Consider the following 21,075-nt stretch of genomic DNA (forward strand, 5'->3'; position numbering starts at 1 on the left):
CTGGGCATTTCTGCCAGAAGGAACGCGTATCGTCTGCTACAATCGCGCCTCATTTAATAAATGGACAGCATTTTCACATGGTTTCAGAAACTAAAACCACAGAAGCGCCCGCGCTACGTCGCGAACTCAAGGCGCGTCACCTGACGATGATCGCCATTGGCGGTTCAATCGGTACAGGTCTTTTCGTTGCCTCCGGCGCAACGATTTCGGCGGCAGGCCCGGGCGGGGCACTCTTCTCTTATATTCTGATTGGCATGATGGTCTACTTCCTGATGACCAGTCTGGGCGAACTGGCTGCCTACATGCCAGTATCTGGCTCGTTTTCAACTTACGGTCAAAAATACGTAGAAGAGGGCTTTGGCTTCGCGCTGGGCTGGAACTACTGGTACAACTGGGCGGTCACCATCGCCGTTGACCTGGTTGCCGCACAGTTGGTGATGAACTGGTGGTTCCCGGATACCCCAGGCTGGATCTGGAGCGCACTGTTCCTCGCCGTCATTTTCCTGCTGAACTACATCTCCGTGCGTGGGTTTGGTGAAGCAGAATATTGGTTCTCTTTGATCAAAGTGGCTACCGTCATCATCTTTATCGTGGTCGGTGTGGCGATGATCGTGGGTATTTTCAAAGGCGCTCAACCGGCGGGATGGAGCAACTGGTCAATAGGCGACGCGCCCTTTGCCGGTGGTTTTTCCGCCATGATCGGCGTGGCGATGATCGTGGGTTTCTCCTTCCAGGGCACCGAGCTTATCGGTATTGCCGCCGGTGAGTCTGAAAACCCGGAGAAGAACATTCCGCGCGCGGTGCGCCAGGTGTTCTGGCGTATCCTGCTGTTTTATGTCTTCGCCATCCTGATAATCAGCCTGATCATTCCTTACACCGATCCAAGCCTGCTGCGTAACGACGTCAAAGACATCAGCGTTAGCCCGTTCACGCTGGTCTTCCAGCATGCCGGTCTGCTCTCTGCGGCGGCGGTGATGAATGCCGTTATTCTGACAGCCGTGCTCTCTGCGGGTAACTCCGGGATGTACGCTTCGACCCGTATGCTTTACACCCTGGCCTGCGACGGTAAAGCGCCGCGTATCTTCGCGAAGCTTTCTCGTGGCGGTGTACCGCGTAACGCACTCTATGCCACCACCGTTATTGCAGGCCTGTGCTTCCTGACCTCCATGTTCGGTAATCAAACGGTTTACCTGTGGTTGCTTAACACCTCGGGGATGACGGGCTTTATCGCCTGGCTGGGAATTGCGATTAGCCATTACCGTTTCCGTCGCGGATACGTGAAGCAGGGCCATGACCTGAATAACCTGCCGTATCGTTCCGGATTCTTCCCGCTGGGGCCAATTTTCGCCTTTATTCTGTGCCTGATCATTACGCTGGGTCAGAACTATGAAGCTTTCCTGGCGGACACCATTGACTGGGGCGCAGTCACGGCCACCTACATTGGTATTCCGCTGTTCCTGATAATCTGGTTTGGCTACAAACTGACGAAAGGAACGCAATTCGTTCGCTACAGTGAAATGGATTTCCCGGAACGATTTAAACAATAACCGCGCTTTCTCTCTTTAGCCCGCTCATTCGAGCGGGCTTGTTTCATTCAGGATCAGAAGCTATAGGTCATACCGACGGTGTAACGACGTCCGTCAAGGACGGTGTCATAGGTATCGTAGTCAATCTGCTTATCAAGCACGTTGTAAACCCCGGCGGTAACCAGCAGGTTTTTGTTCGCGTTATAGCGCAGACCCACATCAACCTGCGTATAAGATGGCGTGCCCTGGGACATTGACGTCCGGCTCAGATACTCAGACGTTTTGCCGCGCAGGTTGAGACGGCTCCAGAAGCCGACATCCGGCGTGGCTTGCCAGTCCAGCGTGGTGTTGAACATATGTTTCGGCATTTTGTTCAGCGGTTTTCCGGAGAACTGACCACTCTTCTGTTCAGATTCGGTATAGGTATAGTTAGCCGTCCAGTTTACATCCTGGGTGATTTTCCAGCCAAAGGTCGATTCCACACCGCGCATGTTGGCTTTGTCCACGTTGACGCGGTCGCTCACAAAATCATAGGTATGATTGCCAATGGTACAGGCGGGATCCGAACTGCTGTTGCAGCGGCGTACTTCTGTGATTTTATCCTTAAAGTCGGTGTTAAAAAGCGTAACCCCGGCGTTGAGGTTATCGCTGTTATCCCAGAGCAGGGCGATCTCTTCGCTCAGGCTCTTCTCTGGCTTCAGGTCCGGGTTACCGACGATGATGCCGTCAAGACGACCGCCGCCGGTCACCTGCCCCCAGCTTGCAGAAGACTGGCGCAGGTCCGGCGCACGATAACCTGCAGAAACGCCGCCTTTCAGCGTCCACTGGTCAGCAAGGTGCCACACGCCATAGCCACGCGGCGTCCAGTTGGTGCCGTAGTTTTGGTCTTTATCCATCCGCAGGCCGCCGGTCAGAGTAAAGCTGTCGGTCATCGACCATTCATCTTCAGCAAACAGCGCCCAACTCCAGCGCGTCAGCTTGTTCAGGCCATCCGCTGCTTCAAGCTGATTACCGTTATCGCGCAGTTTTTCGTAGCGATACTGCCCGCCGAGGGTCAGAGTGTGATCCCCGAGGAAGACCTGGTTCTGGTTGTTGAAGGTGGTGTTATACGCGCGCATTTCGCGACCCGGGTTGTTGGTCTCTTCCTGCTGGATATAGCTGGTGGTATTAAAATCGTTGTAATAGCCGCTGTGGGTTAACGAGTAGGTGGTATGCTCGTAGCGCGTTTCGCTTTTGGTGTTTGGCGTACAGATTGTACCGCGGCAGGTTTCGGCGGCTTTCGACATGCCCGGCGTGCTGTTTCTGTCCTGCAGCTCACGGGCGAAATCGAGGTCGAAATCGTTCATCTCGTCCGGGGTGAAGTTCAGCGTAATACTCCCGTTACGCATTTTCTGCTCGTTAAAACCGTTTTCAATTTTATCTTCCGCGCGCCGTGACAGCAGTCCCGTCACTTTTGCCCCCAGCAGGCCCTCAATCAACGGGCCAGAAGCCCAGGCGTTGGTCTGAAAGATATCCCCGGAATCATTATTTTCCTGGAACGTGGCATCGCCATGCAAAGAACCGGTCCAGGCTTTGGTGTTCGACACTTTTTTGGTAATGACGTTGATAACGCCACCCATGGCGTCTGAACCATACAGTGACGACATTGGCCCGCGGATCACTTCAATTCGCTCGATGGACTCCAGCGGCGGCAGCCAGCCTTGTTCAATCCCCGAGTTATCGCTGTTCGGGCGTGTACTGCGCGTTCTGACGCGTTTGCCGTTGACCAGGAACAGCGTGTATTGAGAAGCCATGCCACGAATGCTGATATCGCTGCTGCTTCCGCCGCCGGTAACGACGACCCCCGGCACGTCCCTAAGCGCATCGGTGACGTCGCGATACGCTTTGTCTTCAAGCTGCTGTTTAGAGATGACGGAGATGGAGGCGGGCGCGTTCTGGATTTTTTGTTCAAAACCCGTCGCGGTAACCACAACGGTATCCCGATCGGCTGCGTGAACGCATGGCGGCAGTGTGGCGACGCCAATGGCGGCGGCCAGCACCTTAACGTGAGGTATAGTCATTTGTACATTCCGTATAAAAATAAAAAAAAACTCCATCGGGATAACCCTGAGAACTGTATGTATTTGTCTTTTAAGAACTCTTTATGATGGAGATGAGCCTGGAATTGTACAAAATAATGCAAATTTGTAAACACAAATGATAATTGAAATCATTTGTGTTTGATTTGAGAGGGCGTCATTGAGTCTGGATGCAATCATCCTTAAATAAGTCATGGAGAGGGGAGTCTGTAGACCCGGTACGCAAAGCGTTACCGGGCGAGAGAGACGGGCTTAACTGAACAAATATTGGGCGTGGAAGCGGAGATGATCCTCAATAAACGAGGCCATAAAGTAATAGCTGTGATCATACCCCGGCTTAATACGCAGGGTCAGCGGCCAGCCTTTCTGGCGAGCGGCTTCTGCAAATACCGCAGGCTGTAACTGCCCGGCCAGAAACTGATCCGCATCGCCCTGATCGATAAGCGTTGGGATTGCATCTTCCACCCGGCTTGCCTGCATCAGCGCACAGCTGTCCCACTCCTGCCATGTGTGCGTATCATCCCCCAGATAATTCGCAAACGCTTTTTGCCCCCACGGAACCTCCGTTGGGTTCACAATCGGCGCAAACGCGGACACGCTGGTGTATTTTCCGGGGTTTTTCAGTGCCATGATCAACGCCCCGTGTCCACCCATTGAGTGCCCGCTAATGGCACAGCGATCGTTCACCGCTAATCTGGCCTGAATCAGGGCGGGAAGCTCGTCCCGAATGTAATCATACATACGATAATGGCTGGCCCAGGGCTCCTCGGTGGCGTTGAGATAGAACCCTGCGCCTTTCCCTAAATCGTACCCGGCATCGTCCGCGACACTCTCACCACGCGGGCTGGTATCAGGCATTACCAGCGCTACCCCCAGCTCCGCAGCCACGCGCTGCGCGCCCGCTTTGGTGGTGAAGTTCTCGTCGTTGCAGGTTAATCCTGACAGCCAGAACAGCACCGGGGGCTTTACACCCTCTTTAGTCGGAGGCAGAAAAATGCTGAACGTCATGGCACAGTTCAGCACAGTGGAGTCATGCCGCCAGCGCTGCTGTCGACCTTCAAAACAGTGATGCTCTTCGAGCAGTTCCATGCAGGGCCCCTTATGCAAATTACGTTTCATTGTGGATCATAATACAGCGTTTTCATTTACCTGTGATTACCTGGGAGCAACTTTCACTTTCGCTTAGCGATTAGATGTTGCATCATAAATTTACTTTTCTTTAACAACTGGAGCGGTCATGGCGCTGCGTATTGCGCTCAGCGGATTTGTCGTGCTGGTGGTGGCGATGGGAATAGGGCGCTTTGCCTTTACGCCGCAGGTTCCGCTGATGATTACAGCCGGTCAACTCACGCTGACCAGCGCGGGCCTGGTGGCGGCGATGAACTATCTGGGCTATCTGGCCGGGGCGTGGGATGCGATGCGTGCTCACCGTTTTGTGGAAACCCGTCTCTGGCTGGGAATTTCGGGCGCCGTGGCGCTGACGCTCCTCTCAGCCTTCGCCGAGAACGCTATCTTACACGCTTTGCTGCGCTTTACGATCGGCGCCATGAGCGGCTGGTCAATGGTATTAATTGCCGCGTGGACCAACGAACGGCTGGGGCAACTGGGCAAGCCGGGTCTGAGCGCCGCCGTGTTTGCCGGGCCTGGCGCCGGTATCGCGCTGAGCGGGCTGCTCGCCGTTTACATTCAGTCGAGATCGCTTTCTGCCACTGCGGCATGGCAAATTTATGGCGTCCTGGCGATGGTGCTTATTGCGCTGGTGGCGCGTTACCTGCCGCGTGCTGGTCAACTCCACCGGCCGGGCAGCGCGCCGGAACCGCTTATCCTGACGGCAGACTTAAAACGTCTGGTCTGGAGCTACAGCCTGGCGGGCTTTGGCTACATCCTCCCGGCGACCTTTTTATCGCAAATGGCGGCGGCGCGTTTTCCCGGCAGCGTATTCGCCCAGTTTGTCTGGCCGCTGTTTGGTGCGGCATCGGTGGTGGGTATTGCGTTAAGCATTGCGCTGCGCCACACCTCTACGTCTCACCGGAGGCTGGCAATGGTGCTCTGGCTCCAGGCCGTGGGCGTAGTGGCGGCCTGGCTGTTATCGGGCATTAGCGGCCTTGTCATCGGCGGGCTGCTGGTGGGCGGCGGGTTCCTGTGTGCCGTACAGCTCTCTCTTTTATACGGCCGCGAGCTGGCACCCAACCATACGCGCTATATGGCCGGATTGCTTACCACCGGTTACGCCGTTGGGCAGTTGATTGGTCCTGTAACCTCTGCGGTCTCGACCTGGCTCACGCATCGGCTGGAACCCGCGCTGGGACTGGCGGGTATCGCGCTGCTTATTGGCGGGGCGTTAGTCTGGAACCGCCATGCTGAAAGGTAACGGCAATCACAATAATAATCGTCGTGAATACTGGATTATGTGCGCCACCTCACGCACAATGAGCGCACACTTTTGCCACAACGAGGGCAAAAGATGCCACACCTGCAGGAGATAAAGAATGTCATCACTCAGTAAAGAAGCTGCCCTGGTTCATGAAGCCCTGGTTGCGCGTGGTCTTGAAACGCCACTGCGTCCACAGGTTCCAGAGCTGGATAATGAAACCCGTAAGCGTCTGATTTCAGGCCATATGACTGAAATCATGCAACTGCTGAACCTCGATCTGAGCGATGACAGTCTGATGGAGACGCCGCATCGCATCGCGAAAATGTACGTTGATGAGATTTTCTCCGGCCTCGATTACGCGAACTTCCCGAAAATTACCGTCATCGAAAATAAGATGAAGGTGGATGAAATGGTTACGGTGCGTGATATCACATTGACCAGCACCTGCGAGCACCATTTTGTAACCATCGATGGCAAAGCCACTGTGGCCTATATTCCGAAAGATACGGTGATTGGCCTGTCCAAGATTAACCGCATCGTGCAGTTCTTCTCGCAGCGTCCGCAGGTGCAGGAGCGTCTGACGCAACAGATCCTCACGGCGCTGCAAACCCTGCTGGGCACCAATAACGTGGCGGTCTCTATCGATGCTGTTCATTACTGCGTGAAAGCGCGCGGCGTGCGTGACGCCACCAGTGCGACGACGACCACATCGCTGGGGGGGGCTGTTCAAATCCAGCCAGAATACCCGCCAGGAGTTCCTGCGCGCCGTGCGTCACCACAATTAATCAGGCAGGGCAGGCCCATGGAGCGAAACGTCACGCTCGATTTTGTTCGCGGCGTCGCCATTCTTGGTATCCTGCTGCTGAACATTAGCGCCTTCGGTTTGCCGAAGGCCGCCTACCTTAATCCGGCCTGGTATGGCGACATCACCCGCCGCGATGCCTGGAGCTGGGCTATTCTCGATCTCTTCGCCCAGGTTAAATTTCTGACCCTGTTCGCACTGCTGTTTGGCGCGGGCCTGCAGCTTTTGCTCAGGCGCGGCACGCGCTGGATCCAGTCTCGATTAACGCTGCTGGCGATCCTCGGCTTACTCCACGGCCTGTTTTTCTGGGACGGCGACATTTTGCTCGCTTATGGGCTGGTGGGGCTGATCTGCTGGCGACTGATCCGTGATGCTCCCAGCGTGAAAAGCCTGTTTAATACCGGCGTAATGCTTTATGCCATGGGGCTTGGCGTGCTCCTGCTGCTGGGGCTTATTGCCGGTGATTCAACCAGTCGATCGTGGATCCCAGACGCGGCTAACCTGCAGTATGAGCACTTCTGGAAGCTGAAAGGCGGCACAGAAGCAATTAGCAACCGCGCGGATATGCTGGGCGATAGCCTGCTGGCGCTGGGGGCGCAGTATGGCTGGCAGCTGGCAGGGATGATGCTGATTGGCGCATCGCTAATGCGTACCGGCTGGCTGAAAGGAGAATTCAGTCTTCAGCACTACCGCAGGGTGGGGGTGGGGCTGGTGCTGCTGGGTGTCATTATCAATCTCCCGGCGGTGGTGATGCAGTGGCATCTGAACTGGAACTATCGATGGTGCGCTTTCCTGCTGCAGGTGCCCCGCGAACTCAGCGCACCCTTCCAGACTCTGGCCTACGCGGCGCTGATTTACGGCTTCTGGCCGCAGATATGCCGCCTGTGGATCGTCAGCGCTGTTGCCTGTGTGGGGCGTATGGCATTAAGCAATTACCTTTTGCAGACCTTAATCTGCACCACGATCTTCTATCGATTCGGCCTGTTTATGAAATTCGACCGGCTTACGCTGCTGGCGTTTGTTATTCCGGTGTGGGTTGTTAACCTGGCGTTTTCCGTTATCTGGCTACGCTATTTCCGTCAAGGCCCGCTGGAGTGGGTTTGGCGACACTTAACCGCACGTGCGTCGGGTGTATCATTGAATAATACATCTGGATAACGATCTGGATCACAATCATTAACAAAACGGATGTAAACGTTTTCATTGGTGTGAGCTTCTTCACGTAGTCCCCTCTCGCTCGCTGCCAGAATAGCCTCCTTGCTAAACACAGGGGGTGTCTGTGCGTTGCTGCAATCCTATTAAGGATGGTGAATATGATCACCATTCGTGACGTTGCCCGTCAGGCGGGCGTTTCTGTTGCTACCGTCTCCCGTGTGCTGAACAACAGCGCACTGGTCAGCTCTGAAACCCGTGAAACCGTAATGAAAGCCGTTACCCGGCTGGGGTACCGGCCAAATGCCAACGCCCAGGCGCTCGCGACTCAGGTCAGCGACACCATCGGTGTGGTGGTGATGGATGTCTCAGATGCGTTCTTTGGCGCGCTGGTCAAAGCGGTGGATGTTGTTGCCCAACAGCATCAGAAATATGTGCTAATTGGTAACAGCTACCATGAGGCTGAAAAAGAACGTCATGCCATTGAAGTGCTGATACGTCAGCGCTGTAATGCCTTGATTGTCCACTCAAAAGCGCTGAGCGATGAAGAACTGACCGGCTTTATGGCGCAGATCCCCGGCATGGTGCTGATCAACCGCATTGTGCCAGGCTACGCCCATCGCTGCGTGGGGCTGGATAACGTAAGCGGCGCGATGATGGCCACCAGAATGCTTATCAATCATGGTCATCAACGCATTGGTTTCCTGGCCTCCAACCACCCGATTGAAGATGACGTGCTGCGCCGGGAAGGGTGGCAAAATGCGCTGAAAGAACACGGCGTTGTGCCCCTTGATAGCTGGGTAGGAACCGGCACGCCGGACATGCAGGGCGGTGAAGCGGCTATGGTCGAACTGCTGGGGCGAAACCTCCAGCTTTCAGCGGTTTTTTCTTATAACGATAATATGGCCGCGGGGGCGCTGACTGCGCTAAAAGACAACGGTATTGCGGTGCCACAGCATTTATCCCTGATTGGCTTCGATGATATTCCGATAGCCCGTTACACTGATCCGCAGTTGACGACGGTGCGTTATCCCATTGCCTCGATGGCGAAACTGGCCACTGAACTGGCGTTACAGGGGGCCGCCGGGCGGTTAGATCCGCACGCAACGCACTGTTTCATGCCGACTTTAGTCCGTCGCCATTCTGTATCTATTCGACAAACTGTGGTTCCGATCACTAACTGATTATGTAGCGTGATGTAACCGTTTTCAATCTGTGAGTAAATTCACAGTATATTAACAAACCGCTGACTATGATGTCAGCGTTTTACGGGCTGAAACACTCTGTAACGGTGAGAACGCAGTTTCACTGCAGCCATCATGCCTTGAACGGCCAATAAAACGCATTTCTGGAGCGTTACCGAACACGGAAGAGTGGAATTTTATCAGTGAACTTCGGCGTTCAGTAACATTCTATTAACACCTGCCCGCCGACCGTTATTCACAATCACTACCCTGCATAATAAAAAAACCGGAGATACCATGAATAAGAAGGTGTTGACTCTGTCTGCTGTAATGGCAAGCATGCTTTTTGGTGCAGCAGCGCACGCGGCGGATACCCGCATTGGTGTGACTATCTATAAATACGACGATAACTTCATGTCCGTTGTACGTAAAGCTATCGAGAAAGAGGGTAAATCAGCGCCAGACGTTCAACTGCTGATGAATGACTCCCAGAACGACCAGTCCAAACAAAACGACCAGATTGACGTTCTGCTGGCAAAAGGCGTGAAATCACTGGCCATCAACCTGGTTGACCCGGCTGCCGCAGGTACGGTGATTGAGAAAGCGCGTGGGCAAAATGTGCCTATCGTCTTCTTCAACAAAGAGCCTTCTCGCAAAGCGCTGGATAGCTACGACAAAGCGTATTACGTCGGCACTGACTCCAAAGAGTCCGGTATTATTCAGGGCGATTTGATCGCGAAACACTGGGCGGCTAACCCGAACTGGGACCTGAACAAAGATGGTCAGATCCAGTTCGTTCTGCTCAAAGGCGAGCCAGGCCACCCGGATGCTGAAGCCCGTACCACTTACGTTATTAAAGAGCTGAACGACAAAGGGCTGAAAACCCAGCAGTTGGCGCTAGACACCGCCATGTGGGACACCGCTCAGGCGAAAGATAAGATGGACGCATGGCTCTCTGGCCCGAATGCGAACAAAATCGAAGTGGTTATCGCCAACAACGATGCGATGGCAATGGGGGCGGTAGAAGCGCTGAAAGCACACAACAAATCGTCCATTCCTGTCTTCGGTGTCGATGCCCTGCCGGAAGCGCTGGCGCTGGTTAAATCTGGCGCGATGGCCGGTACCGTTCTGAACGATGCTAACAACCAGGCGAAAGCCACCTTCGACCTGGCCAAAAACCTGGCCGACGGTAAAGGTGCGGCTGATGGGACCAACTGGAAAATTGAAAATAAAATCGTGCGCGTCCCTTACGTGGGCGTAGACCAGTCTAATCTGGCTGAGTTTATCGGTAAATAAGCCTGTTTTAATGTCTCCACTGGGCGCAATTCATTGCGCCCTTTTATAACGCGATATGCGAGGCCAACAAGGTATAATTATGGTCAGCACAACTACTCAGTCGTCCGGTGAATACTTGTTGGAAATGACCGGTGTCAACAAGTCTTTTCCCGGCGTTAAGGCACTCGATAATGTTAATTTAAAGGTGCGTCCTCACTCTATTCATGCGCTGATGGGGGAGAACGGTGCGGGTAAATCAACATTATTAAAATGTCTTTTCGGGATCTATCAAAAAGATTCTGGCAGTATCCTTTTTCAGGGAAAAGAGATCGATTTCCATTCCGCTAAAGAAGCGCTGGAAAATGGTATTTCGATGGTTCACCAGGAGTTGAACCTGGTACTGCAACGGTCGGTAATGGATAATATGTGGTTGGGACGTTATCCAACCAAAGGTGTCTTTGTCGATCAGGATAAAATGTATCGCGACACCAAAGCGATTTTCGATGAGCTGGATATTGATATTGACCCACGCGCCCGCGTCGGGACTTTATCCGTTTCCCAGATGCAGATGATCGAAATTGCGAAAGCGTTCTCCTACGATGCCAAAATTGTCATTATGGATGAACCCACTTCGTCATTAACGGAAAAAGAGGTCAACCACCTTTTTACAATTATTCGCAAACTGAAAGCGCGCGGCTGCGGCATAGTTTATATCTCGCATAAAATGGAAGAGATCTTCCAGCTGTGCGATGAAATTACCATCCTGCGCGACGGCCAGTGGATTGCCACTCAGCCGCTGGAAGGGCTGGACATGGACAAGATCATCGCCATGATGGTCGGCCGTTCGCTGAACCAGCGCTTCCCGGACCGTGAAAATAAGCCGGGTGAAGTGATACTCGAAGTGCGCAACCTGACGTCACTGCGTCAGCCGTCTATTCGCGACGTCTCGTTCGACCTGCACAAAGGCGAAATTCTGGGCATTGCGGGGCTGGTAGGGGCTAAGCGTACCGATATCGTGGAAACCCTGTTTGGTATTCGTGAAAAATCGGGCGGCACTATCACGCTGCACGGCAAGAAAATTAATAACCATAGCGCCAATGAAGCCATTAATAATGGGTTTGCGCTGGTAACGGAAGAACGCCGCTCAACGGGTATTTACGCCTATCTGGATATTAACTTTAACGCGTTAATTTCGAATATTCGTAACTATAAAAGCAAAATTGGCCTGCTGGATAACTCGCGCATGAAGAGTGATACCCAGTGGGTTATTGACTCCATGCGCGTTAAAACGCCGGGTCACCGGACGCAAATTGGTTCGCTCTCCGGGGGGAATCAGCAAAAGGTCATTATCGGCCGCTGGCTATTAACTCAGCCTGAAATTCTGATGCTCGATGAACCTACCCGCGGTATCGATGTGGGTGCCAAATTTGAGATTTATCAGCTGATTGCTGAGCTGGCTAAAAAGAATAAAGGGATCATTATTATCTCTTCCGAAATGCCGGAATTGTTAGGGATCACGGATCGTATTCTGGTTATGAGCAATGGTCTCGTTGCCGGTATTGTTGACACTAAAACCACTACGCAAAACGAAATTTTGCGTCTTGCGTCTTTGCACCTTTAAGATCAGGGGCTCCACATGAGTGCGTTAAATAAAAAAAGTTTTCTCACTTATCTGAAAGAAGGCGGTATTTACGTTGTTCTTTTGGTATTACTGGCGATCATCATTTTCCAGGATCCTACGTTCTTAAGTCTGCTCAACTTGAGTAACATTCTGACCCAGTCCTCCGTGCGTATTATCATCGCCCTGGGCGTGGCGGGTCTTATCGTCACTCAGGGGACCGACCTTTCGGCCGGTCGTCAGGTGGGGCTGGCGGCGGTTATCGCAGCCACCCTGCTGCAGTCGATGGAAAACGCCAACAAGGTGTTCCCGGAAATGGCGACCATGCCTATTTTCGTGGTGATCCTGATTGTGTGTGCCATTGGCGCGGTGATTGGTTTGATTAACGGCATTATCATTGCTTACCTGAACGTGACGCCTTTTATCACCACCTTAGGCACGATGATCATCGTGTATGGTATCAACTCCCTGTACTACGACTTTGTGGGAGCCTCCCCCATCTCCGGCTTTGACAGCGGCTTCTCGACCTTCACGCAAGGGTTTATCGCGCTGGGCAGTTTCCGCCTGTCGTATATCACCTTCTATGCGCTGATTGCCGTGGGCTTCGTCTGGGTGCTGTGGAACAAAACACGCTTCGGTAAAAACATCTTTGCCATCGGCGGTAACCCGGAAGCGGCGAAAGTCTCTGGCGTAAACGTCGGCCTGAACCTGCTGATGATTTATGCCTTGTCAGGCGTGTTTTACGCCTTCGGTGGGATGCTGGAAGCCGGTCGTATCGGTTCGGCAACCAACAATCTTGGCTTTATGTACGAACTGGATGCGATTGCGGCCTGCGTGGTCGGCGGCGTCTCCTTCAGCGGCGGTGTCGGTACTGTGGTCGGCGTGGTGACCGGTGTGATCATCTTTACCGTGATCAACTACGGCCTGACCTACATCGGCGTCAACCCGTACTGGCAGTACATCATCAAAGGCGCCATCATCATCTTCGCGGTGGCGCTGGATTCACTGAAATACGCGCGTAAGAAATAAGCCTCTCAATGCTGAACCCGCAGAAATGCGGGTTTTTTATGCCAGCAACGACACGAGCAGCGTTTTTGATAGGGGGACCAGACCGGTCTGAAGCCCGAAGGGTTTGAAGATTTTATTAATAACATCAGTCGAATAATTACCTTTGTCGTTTTCCACATCCGACAATGTTTTGCGCGACACATTCACTAACTTTGCATATTCGTCCTGCTTCAGTCCCAGCACGCCGACTCTGAGCTTTTTTAGCGCCGCTCCCTGAGTGATGTTGCCCAATAAAATGTCGCGGATTGCAGCATGCAGTACAGACTGGCGTTCCAGCGTGCCGACCCGGTTCAGACCGGGTGAAACACGCTGTCGCTTGATCTGGGGAAACGCATTGTCCCTCTTAACCGCAAGATGATTCGTGGCATGATTTTGCCGATCGCCCATACGACGTAGCCGTTCCACAGTACGCTGAAGTTCTGTCGTTTTTTTCTCGGGTGTTTTCATAATAGCCCCCAGCGAGCAAGTTTATCCGGAACATACTTAAACCCAATGGCGGGCATCTCCAGTATTTGAGCGGGAACGCCGCGCGCAGAGAGTCTTTCCGGAACATCAACAAGCCCGGCTGCGGTCTTTCGAAGAGCATCGAGCAAGCGGGCAGGGGGAACCCACTCCGCCAGCGCCTGAGCAATATTAATGAAGTTGTAATCCCCGCCAGATTCACAATCTACTGACCACTTTGTGGTCCGGGGTATACCTTCCGGATCGGCTTTCATCGGCGCAAAGTCATAAATAGGGGAGAGCATTATCTGATTATCGCCTTTGATAAAGGCGGTGTTTCGCCCATGGTTATCGCTGTTGCCGAAGATAATATTCAACAAATCCCGGCGCACCCACTCTGTTACAAAAGCAGGGATATCAAAGTGATAACCCTTCTGCTGGACCATATCACTGGCCGTGATTTTTTCGATCAATGCTCGCAGAGTTGTTTCCTGGTCAAGAAGGGTACCGGGTGCCTTTTGTAACAGTGAATACACTGATTCCATACCCAGTCTTATAAGCTGACCCTGCGCATTTCTTCTGATATCGAACCGCGGCAGCCACAGAGAAGGGTAGCTATTCCCCTCCTCAAGACGCATCGTGTCCGTTGAGATGGTAGAAAATCCCATCGCCGTCAGCTCATGGTAATAGTGGTATTCTGCTCTGAGAATATTACAGTCAACTTCTGTCCTGCTACCGCGCGGATACTTCACCAGATAATAATGATCCTGGCAGGCCGGATCGTCTTGCCAGGTATCGATCCAGATAGCCTCTTCATTACTGCAGCGCAGCAACAGCTTAGGCGCTTCTCCACCCGCGCCAGTCGCGCCACCGGCAGCGGCTCCTCTTTCCTGAGCATAATCCAGGAAGTCAGCAGCACGATTGATGACATCCTTTACGGTGAACTTTTTGGCGCTGGCGGATTCGTTCCATTCAGGCACCGACTCTTTGATGCGCAAATTACCCACCGGCGACATTGTGCCGAATTTCAGCAAAACATAATTTTGAGGTCCTGGCGGCAATTCACTGATATCAAGCGCGTTTATCCAGTAGCGGCGGCTCGCTCCGCTCGGCATTATGTCATCAATAAATCTCAGCCAGCCGGGCTGACCGAAGTCGTCAAAATAGAGGGAGACGGGATGGTTAACAGATACGGCGTGATAATCATCGCAGTCGAGAAATTCGAGAGCATACTCAATGAGGTAATCAACTTTCGTGATGTGCCAGTTGCCGTTTACGCTCTCGGGGAAGGTGATAAGCGCTATGTCTGTCCACGCGTCGTCCAGCCAGGCCTGTACGGTCAAGGATTCCATCTTACCTCCTTAATAGCGAATGAGTGAAATATTACGCATTAAACGCTATACAAGCAAGTAATGTTACTTATACCACGCATTAATCGGCATTAGTCGAGTTAATGCGTGATATACCATGCATTAGTTTGTAGCAAGCTTGGATTTCTTCTGTATTTCCAGCAGTTGTTCTGGCGTTACCGCCGGGTAGCCCTGCGCATCTTGCGGTACTTCATGCAACGTTGGGATGGGAACCAGCGGGCCTAAGAAACGCGGTTCACGTTTGAAGAGATACAGGTCTGCCAGCGCGCCGAAGCGGGCACCGAACTCACGTATGCGCACGCTCAGCATATCTTTTGGCGACGGCACGGCGTAGCACTGTGCCTGAATGCCCATGTGCAGGGCGATAAACAGCGCGCGCTCGCAGTGGAAACGCTGGGTGATGATAATAAAATCGTTGGTATCGAACACCTTGCGGGTACGCACGATGGAATCGAGGGTGCGGAAGCCTGCATAGTCGAGCACGATATCGGCCGGATCGACGCCCGCAGCGATCAAATCCTTACGCATGGTTACCGGTTCATTATAACTTTGCAGGGCGTTGTCGCCGCTGAGCAGCAGGTAATTGACCTTACCGCTGTTGTAAGCGTTCAATGCGCCCTGAATGCGGTAACGATAATACTGGTTGATAACTCCGGTGCGGTAGTACTTTGCCGTGCCGAGTACGACGCCAACCTGACGGTAGGGCAGATCCTGCAGATCGTCAAAGATATAAGGGGCTGTTTTCCAGCTCATCCAGCGATCGAGACCCAGCACGATCAACAGCAGTATGCCGATCAGGACAGACAGGCTGTAAAACACGCGCTTTAACATGCAGGTGGCTCGCTGGTATAGGAATTTTCACTCAGGCTACTTTACCCGCCTGGTTAGCGCAAGAAACAGCGATTCAACTGAGGGGTTTTTTCAGCAAACGGGCGGGCATTTCTGCCCGCCGCACGCATTACGCCAGCAGAACGCGCTCGATGTTCGTGCAACCCAACGCTTTCAGCGTGGCGGCAGTGGCATCCCACTGAATCAACGGTGCGTCGGCACGCTCTGCCAGCATCGCGCGTTGAATGTCAGGGTAGTCATACCCCTTCAGGCTCAGCAAGTTCAGTGCGCCCTGTAGCGGCGGCAGCGTTGGGTTGAAGGCTGCGTTTTCAGCATAGCTGCCGGTGAAGAGACGGCCATCGCGGCACTGCAGCGCCACGCCGCTCGGCGATTTGCTGTAAGGCGTATGGCTTTTATTCGCGGCAGCGATCGCGGCCTGGCACAGGTCATCGCCCGTCAGGGCGAAACCGTGGTTCTGGTCGTCCATCAACAGGGTTTTGATCTCGAGGTCTTTAGGGCCGAAGGCGTCCGGCAGGTAATCGCCCAGCGTGTGCGGCGCACGGCCCGGCAGGTTGATACGCAACTGCAGGCCGCTGTTCAGCTCATTCATAAACTGACGACAGTGACCACAGGGGGTGTAGTTGACGGTGATTGCGCTTAGCGCTTTTTCTCCGCACAGCCAGGCGTGGCTGATGGCGCTCTGCTCTGCGTGTACGGTTTGCTGCATGGTGGTGCCAGGGAACTCCATATTGCCGCCGAAGTACCAGCTTCCGCTGACGCCGCGTGCGATAGCGCCGACGTTGAAATGGGAGAGGTCGGCGCGTGCGCAGGCGGCAGCCAGCGGCAACAGTGCGAAAGCCAGCGCGTCTTCGTCCAGCCCCGTTGCCTGTTGAAGCAGGATGACCTGCTCCGCCGTCAGCAGGGCGGGGAAATGCGCATCCGCCAGAACCGGAGCCAGGGCTGATTGCAAATTCTCTGCAAGCTCAGCGAAAGCGGCGTGAAAACGTGGGTGCATGGCATAGGCCTCATAAAGGTTAATGGATCGGTAGTGTACGGATCCGACAGGGCTTTATATGTGATACACTTCTCATTATGTATGCAACTTATGAAAGCAAAATGAAATTTGCGCGACGCATCGCAAATTTTAGCCCACCACCGCGAGGATAACCGGAAACAGGAACGGTGCAATCAGCGAGGTCATGATCCCGCAAATCACCAGCGCCAGTGAGCTAAATGCCCCTTCCTGATAATCCATTTCGGCACAGCGCGCTGTGCCGAGGGCATGTGAGGCTGTCCCCATTGCCAGACCCCGTGCGGCTTTAGTCCTGATACGCATAAGATTGAGCAAGGTATGGCCGAACACCGCGCCAAGGATCCCGACGAAGATCACGCACATGGCGCTGATCGCCGGAATACCGCCAATGCTCCCGCCCACGGCCATCGCGATGGGGGGTGGTGACCGATTTAGGCAGAATAGACGCGGCAATCTGCGGGGAGGCCCCCATCAACAGCGCCACCGATGTGCCGGTGATCATCGCCACCAGGCTACCGACAAAGCAGATGGTAATGATGGATTTCCAGCGTGCGCGGATTTGGTGTAACTGCTCATATAAAGGAAAAGCGAGTGCCACCACCGCGGGCTGCAGCAGGTCGTTTAATATTTTGCTCCCGGCAAAGTAGCGTTCATAGGGGATGCCGGTAAGCAGCAGAAAAGGAATAATCACCACCATTGCCACCAGCAGGGGGTTGAGTAACGGCATGTTGACGCGTGCGGCAAGCTTGCGTGCGGCGAAGAACACCACCAGCGTTAACGGCAGCGACCACCAAATATTGGCCATCATTTTTTGGTTTTCTCCCCGATCACTTTTCGTTCGCCATGCACCAGATGTGAACTCCAGCTCACCACCAGGAACACCACCAGGGTGCTAACCGCGCAGGAGACGACAATCGGCCCGAACTGTGCTTTGAGCAAATCGTAATATTGCATAACCCCAACGCCTATCGGCACAAACAGCAGCGCCATATAACGAATCAGCACGAAGCAACCCGGGTCCACCCACTTTGCGGGTAAAACCTGCAGCGCCAGCAGCACAAAGAGGATCAGCATCCCGATAATGCTGCCGGGAATAGTAATAGGCAGCAGGGAAGCGATGAAAATCCCGGCGTACAGGCAGGCGTAAATGAGGACGAAAGCGCGAAGATAGCGCCAGACAGTATTTAATGATTTGCTCATGGTGAAAGTCCTTGATGAAACGCATTCATCATACAATTAAACGCAGGAATGTGCTACGGATCACATCATGAATTTTGAGCATACCAGACATTCCACAATGGAACGTCGGGCATTTCCACAAATGGACAGGCTTACATTTAAATGCCAGTATTTATTTTATTAATAAATCAAGCGATTACTCATCACGATGCAGAAGACCCTGAATGCCGTCAATCATAATCAAAGCCGCTGATGAACTGGCCAGACAGCGCCATGCCGGGGAGCGGCTGGTCTCCGTCTTTACCATGTTAGACGGATTGATCGCCCCTGGCGCGTCGGCGGGTGAAAAAGACCTGTGAAGCCATGTGGAAAGGTATTTAACCGCCGGGCTTTCCACATACCTGGAGAGCGGCTACTATAGCGCGTCTTTTTTACAGGTACTCTGCATGCGTGTTTTACTGGCCCCAATGGAAGGCGTGCTCGACTCCCTCGTGCGTGAACTTTTGACCGAGGTAAACGATTACGATCTCTGCGTAACGGAATTTCTGCGCGTGGTCGATATGTTGCTGCCAGTGAAATCCTTTTACCGGCTCTGTCCTGAGCTGCATCGCCAGAGCCGGACCTCCTCCGGCACGCTGGTGCGTATCCAGCTGTTAGGCCAGTACCCTGAGTGGCTGGCGGAAAATGCTGCCCGCGCGGTGGAGCTTGGCTCTTACGGGGTCGATCTCAACTGCGGCTGTCCGTCCAAAATGGTGAACGGCAGCGGTGGCGGCGCCACGCTGTTGAAAGATCCTGATTTGATTTACCGCGGTGCAAAAGCCATGCGTGAAGCGGTACCCTCTGATCTGCCGGTAACGGTTAAAGTGCGTCTGGGCTGGGACAGCGACGCGCGCCAGTTTGAAATTGCCGATGCGGTGCAGCAGGCGGGGGCAAGCGAGCTGGTGGTGCATGGGCGGACGAAAGAGGATGGTTATAAGGCCGAACGCATTAACTGGCAGGCCATCGGTGAGATCCGCAAACGACTCGACATTCCGGTTATCGCCAACGGTGAAATCCGGGATTATGCAAGTGCGCAGGCCTGTCTGAAAGAGACCGGCTGTGATGCGGTGATGATTGGCCGCGGTGCGCTGAACGTGCCGAACCTCAGCCGGGTTATAAAATATAACGAGCCGCGAATGCCGTGGGATGATGTGATAACCCTGCTGCAAAAATACAGCCGTCTCGAAAAACAGGGGGACACCGGTTTGTATCACGTTGCGCGTATTAAGCAGTGGCTAAGTTATTTACGCAAAGAATACAGCGAAGCGTTAGGATTATTCCAGGAGATCCGAACTTTGCAGACCTCGACCGATATTGCACGCGTGATCCAGTCAAAATAATAAGCGTTAATTTGCTCACACTTTTTTAAAATAGAAAACAATGCTGGTTTTCAACGTGGCGCCAGGGTGTTAAGGTGCCCCTGTTTTTAACGCAGGATTGTTACTGGTTATCAGGCAAAACCTAAGCGTTCCACGGCATAAGCCACTGTGGAGTGCTTAGGTTTTTTTTTACCTTTTATTTACGCGGGAGAGATCTCTGGCCTGACGATTTTCAGTGAATGTTAATAATCAAAATACGACAGGAAATATAAACATTTCCTGCGACCGGTTACGCACTAAATACTCCATCACAGGTTGTTATCATGGCAGATAAAAATATTCTTTATGCGCTGGCTTTATTGACGTTTTCCCCGCTTGCAATCGCGCAGGACTGGAATGGAACGGTATTAGGATTTGAAGCCCCGCCGGATCCGGTTCTGGGGGAGATGCTGGGCATGCGTAAAATCCTTAATGATAATGGATTTACCTACACTCTCGGCTACCTGAATGAAATTGCCTGGAACGGCGGCGGTGGCTACAACTCTGACCCACACGTGGCCTATATCGATCAGTTTGCGCTGACCTTCAATCAGGACCTTGAACGCTGGACGGGCATTTCCGATGCGCGCATCGAAGGGAATATTGTTAACCGCAACCACGACGACAATCTCACCACCAAACGCGTCCAGGATCCGCGGGTCAACTTCAACGATCTTACCCAGGAGAGCTGGGGTGGGCAGTCTATTACCCGCCTGGGATGGCTGACGTTTGCGCGCAGCTTTGACGACAGGCGCCTGACGTGGCGTATCGGGATGATGAATAAAGTGCAGACCTTCGATCAGATAATCCCCTGTGACTTCCAACTGCTCTCTCAGTGCGGCGGAAAATCGGCTAACTCGCTTACCTGGAACAACTGGAACGTCCATACATGGGGGACAACGCTGGAGTACAAGGTAACGCCGACGGTCACCGTAAAAGGTGGCGTGATGGAACAAAACCCGAATGCCGCCAGCCGCAGCCATGCGTGGAGTGGGTCGACGAAGGGCAGTAAAGGGGTACTGCTGCCGGTCGAGATCGAAGCGCGTCCACAGATTAACGGGCTTCCAGGGGCCTATAACCTGGGCGTGCTGTTTACCAACGCGCCGCAAACCGACCTCTGGCGCGGGAAATCGGGCGGGGCGGGGGCGAGCGATCTGCACGGTTACGAGAAGCATAACCGTACCTGGTTTATGTACGCCGGTTTGAATCAGCAGCTTACGCGGCATCAGGACGACCCGAACCGCGGACTGAGCACCTCTGTCAGTATGAGCCTTGCCGATCAAAGCACAAACTACATGCACCAGGTTTATGCCGCCTCGCTTCGCTATCGCGGGCTGTTTGACGCCCGACCGCAGGACTGGATTGGCTTCGGTCTGACCTGGATCGATATGAGCAACCAGTACGCGCGCAATCAGCGTTATATGAACAGCCTGAGCGGCGTGACAGACTATACCCGTCCGGCGTATCACCCGGTTCCGGGACATTCCCTCAACGGCGAGTTTTACTATCGTTTTCGGCCGGTTGCATGGTTAGAGCTGCAGCCGGGTATCCAGTACTGGCACCGTCCTGGCGGGATTGCACGTACCCAGGATGCATGGGTCACAGAGCTAAAAACCGTGGTGACCTTCTGATAAAACCGTAGCAATCCCGATCTGCATCACGTTTTTACTCGTGACAGATTGAGGTTATGAATGAAACTGTTACAGTGCCAGGACTGGATTGTTACTGCTCAGGCAGGCAAAACCTGATT

Annotated in this window: 16 protein-coding genes and 3 pseudogenes; 11 read left to right on the top strand and 8 right to left on the bottom strand. The window is 53.4% G+C overall.

Annotated features, from left to right (window positions below; translation table 11 throughout):
* Nucleotides 1-77: 77 nt before the first annotated feature.
* A complete protein-coding gene (locus NL510_RS08320; protein WP_253383584.1) occupies nt 78-1,547 on the top strand; it encodes an amino acid permease in 1,470 nt (489 codons plus the stop codon).
* Between the two features lie 53 nt (nt 1,548-1,600).
* Here NL510_RS08320 and NL510_RS08325 read toward each other — a convergent pair whose 3' ends face one another.
* Both NL510_RS08325 and fghA read right to left on the bottom strand, forming a co-directional pair.
* Nucleotides 1,601-3,586 carry a ligand-gated channel protein gene (locus NL510_RS08325; RefSeq protein WP_253383586.1) on the bottom strand — a complete coding sequence of 662 codons (1,986 nt, stop codon included), beginning with the start codon at nt 3,584-3,586 and terminating at the stop codon, nt 1,601-1,603.
* A gap of 270 nt (nt 3,587-3,856) precedes the next feature.
* Nucleotides 3,857-4,693 (bottom strand): S-formylglutathione hydrolase, encoded by an 837-nt coding sequence (gene fghA / locus NL510_RS08330; protein ID WP_253383588.1) that lies wholly within the window; start codon nt 4,691-4,693, stop codon nt 3,857-3,859.
* A gap of 148 nt (nt 4,694-4,841) precedes the next feature.
* On the opposite strand from fghA, the gene NL510_RS08335 reads away from it, so the two are divergent.
* The 7 genes and pseudogenes from NL510_RS08335 to mglC all read left to right on the top strand — a co-directional run bounded on the left by NL510_RS08335 (nt 4,842) and on the right by mglC (nt 13,038).
* On the top strand, nt 4,842-5,975 hold the full coding sequence (locus tag NL510_RS08335; protein ID WP_253383590.1) for a YbfB/YjiJ family MFS transporter: 1,134 nt from the start codon (nt 4,842-4,844) through the stop codon (nt 5,973-5,975).
* 118 nt (nt 5,976-6,093) lie between these two features.
* Nucleotides 6,094-6,763 (top strand): annotated as a pseudogene (folE, locus tag NL510_RS08340) (GTP cyclohydrolase I FolE).
* A 17-nt stretch (nt 6,764-6,780) separates the two neighbouring features.
* Nucleotides 6,781-7,938, top strand: a complete 1,158-nt coding sequence (gene yeiB, locus NL510_RS08345) for a DUF418 domain-containing protein YeiB (protein ID WP_253383592.1) — start codon at nt 6,781-6,783, stop codon at nt 7,936-7,938.
* A 155-nt stretch (nt 7,939-8,093) separates the two neighbouring features.
* Entirely contained in the window at nt 8,094-9,116 is a 1,023-nt protein-coding gene (galS, locus tag NL510_RS08350; protein ID WP_253383594.1) for an HTH-type transcriptional regulator GalS, read from the top strand.
* Nucleotides 9,117-9,413: 297 nt separating this feature from the next.
* Nucleotides 9,414-10,412, top strand: a complete 999-nt coding sequence (gene mglB / locus NL510_RS08355; protein ID WP_253383596.1) for a galactose/glucose ABC transporter substrate-binding protein MglB — start codon at nt 9,414-9,416, stop codon at nt 10,410-10,412.
* Between the two features lie 79 nt (nt 10,413-10,491).
* Nucleotides 10,492-12,012 carry a galactose/methyl galactoside ABC transporter ATP-binding protein MglA gene (gene mglA / locus NL510_RS08360; RefSeq protein WP_253383598.1) on the top strand — a complete coding sequence of 507 codons (1,521 nt, stop codon included), beginning with the start codon at nt 10,492-10,494 and terminating at the stop codon, nt 12,010-12,012.
* Between the two features lie 15 nt (nt 12,013-12,027).
* Nucleotides 12,028-13,038, top strand: coding sequence for a galactose/methyl galactoside ABC transporter permease MglC (mglC, locus tag NL510_RS08365; protein WP_253383600.1), 1,011 nt, complete (start codon nt 12,028-12,030; stop codon nt 13,036-13,038).
* A gap of 36 nt (nt 13,039-13,074) precedes the next feature.
* Here mglC and NL510_RS08370 read toward each other — a convergent pair whose 3' ends face one another.
* The 6 genes and pseudogenes from NL510_RS08370 to NL510_RS08395 all read right to left on the bottom strand — a co-directional run bounded on the left by NL510_RS08370 (nt 13,075) and on the right by NL510_RS08395 (nt 17,949).
* Entirely contained in the window at nt 13,075-13,524 is a 450-nt protein-coding gene (locus tag NL510_RS08370; RefSeq protein WP_253383602.1) for a helix-turn-helix transcriptional regulator, read from the bottom strand.
* Nucleotides 13,521-14,870, bottom strand: a complete 1,350-nt coding sequence (locus NL510_RS08375; RefSeq protein WP_253383604.1) for a type II toxin-antitoxin system HipA family toxin — start codon at nt 14,868-14,870, stop codon at nt 13,521-13,523. Before NL510_RS08375 ends, NL510_RS08370 begins: the two co-directional genes overlap by 4 nt.
* Nucleotides 14,871-14,990: 120 nt before the next feature.
* Complete coding sequence (gene sanA, locus NL510_RS08380) at nt 14,991-15,719, bottom strand: outer membrane permeability protein SanA (protein WP_253383606.1); 729 nt, start codon at nt 15,717-15,719, stop codon at nt 14,991-14,993.
* Nucleotides 15,720-15,846: 127 nt separating this feature from the next.
* Complete coding sequence (cdd, locus tag NL510_RS08385) at nt 15,847-16,731, bottom strand: cytidine deaminase (protein WP_253383608.1); 885 nt, start codon at nt 16,729-16,731, stop codon at nt 15,847-15,849.
* 129 nt (nt 16,732-16,860) lie between these two features.
* Nucleotides 16,861-17,557 (bottom strand): annotated as a pseudogene (locus NL510_RS08390) (CidB/LrgB family autolysis modulator).
* Entirely contained in the window at nt 17,554-17,949 is a 396-nt protein-coding gene (locus NL510_RS08395; RefSeq protein ID WP_253383610.1) for a CidA/LrgA family protein, read from the bottom strand. Before NL510_RS08395 ends, NL510_RS08390 begins: the two are co-directional and overlap by 4 nt.
* 203 nt (nt 17,950-18,152) lie before the next feature.
* Between NL510_RS08395 and NL510_RS08400 the strand changes: the two are divergent.
* From NL510_RS08400 to NL510_RS08410, 3 genes and pseudogenes are all read left to right on the top strand, one after another.
* Nucleotides 18,153-18,275 (top strand): annotated as a pseudogene (locus NL510_RS08400) (type I methionyl aminopeptidase); the annotation flags it as partial.
* A 99-nt stretch (nt 18,276-18,374) separates the two neighbouring features.
* The gene (gene dusC, locus NL510_RS08405) at nt 18,375-19,307 is read left to right on the top strand and encodes a tRNA dihydrouridine(16) synthase DusC (RefSeq protein WP_253383612.1); all 933 of its coding nucleotides are present in this window, start codon (nt 18,375-18,377) and stop codon (nt 19,305-19,307) included.
* 302 nt (nt 19,308-19,609) lie between these two features.
* Entirely contained in the window at nt 19,610-20,956 is a 1,347-nt protein-coding gene (locus NL510_RS08410; RefSeq protein ID WP_253383614.1) for a carbohydrate porin, read from the top strand.
* The last annotated feature ends 119 nt before the right edge of the window (nt 20,957-21,075 follow it).

It is taken from the genome of unidentified bacterial endosymbiont, from assembly GCF_918797525.1.
In the GTDB taxonomy this organism is placed as follows: Bacteria; Pseudomonadota; Gammaproteobacteria; order Enterobacterales; family Enterobacteriaceae; genus Enterobacter.

Coding starts and splice junctions, on each gene's coding strand:
- NL510_RS08410 (WP_253383614.1), top strand. CDS start 19,610: ATGGCAGATAAAAATATTCTTTATGCGCTGGCTTTATTGACGTTTTCC.
- sanA (WP_253383606.1), bottom strand. CDS start 15,719: ATGTTAAAGCGCGTGTTTTACAGCCTGTCTGTCCTGATCGGCATACTG.
- NL510_RS08370 (WP_253383602.1), bottom strand. CDS start 13,524: ATGAAAACACCCGAGAAAAAAACGACAGAACTTCAGCGTACTGTGGAA.
- yeiB (WP_253383592.1), top strand. CDS start 6,781: ATGGAGCGAAACGTCACGCTCGATTTTGTTCGCGGCGTCGCCATTCTT.
- dusC (WP_253383612.1), top strand. CDS start 18,375: ATGCGTGTTTTACTGGCCCCAATGGAAGGCGTGCTCGACTCCCTCGTG.
- NL510_RS08325 (WP_253383586.1), bottom strand. CDS start 3,586: ATGACTATACCTCACGTTAAGGTGCTGGCCGCCGCCATTGGCGTCGCC.
- mglB (WP_253383596.1), top strand. CDS start 9,414: ATGAATAAGAAGGTGTTGACTCTGTCTGCTGTAATGGCAAGCATGCTT.
- NL510_RS08320 (WP_253383584.1), top strand. CDS start 78: ATGGTTTCAGAAACTAAAACCACAGAAGCGCCCGCGCTACGTCGCGAA.
- NL510_RS08395 (WP_253383610.1), bottom strand. CDS start 17,949: ATGAGCAAATCATTAAATACTGTCTGGCGCTATCTTCGCGCTTTCGTC.
- NL510_RS08335 (WP_253383590.1), top strand. CDS start 4,842: ATGGCGCTGCGTATTGCGCTCAGCGGATTTGTCGTGCTGGTGGTGGCG.
- galS (WP_253383594.1), top strand. CDS start 8,094: ATGATCACCATTCGTGACGTTGCCCGTCAGGCGGGCGTTTCTGTTGCT.
- mglA (WP_253383598.1), top strand. CDS start 10,492: ATGGTCAGCACAACTACTCAGTCGTCCGGTGAATACTTGTTGGAAATG.
- fghA (WP_253383588.1), bottom strand. CDS start 4,693: ATGGAACTGCTCGAAGAGCATCACTGTTTTGAAGGTCGACAGCAGCGC.
- mglC (WP_253383600.1), top strand. CDS start 12,028: ATGAGTGCGTTAAATAAAAAAAGTTTTCTCACTTATCTGAAAGAAGGC.
- NL510_RS08375 (WP_253383604.1), bottom strand. CDS start 14,870: ATGGAATCCTTGACCGTACAGGCCTGGCTGGACGACGCGTGGACAGAC.
- cdd (WP_253383608.1), bottom strand. CDS start 16,731: ATGCACCCACGTTTTCACGCCGCTTTCGCTGAGCTTGCAGAGAATTTG.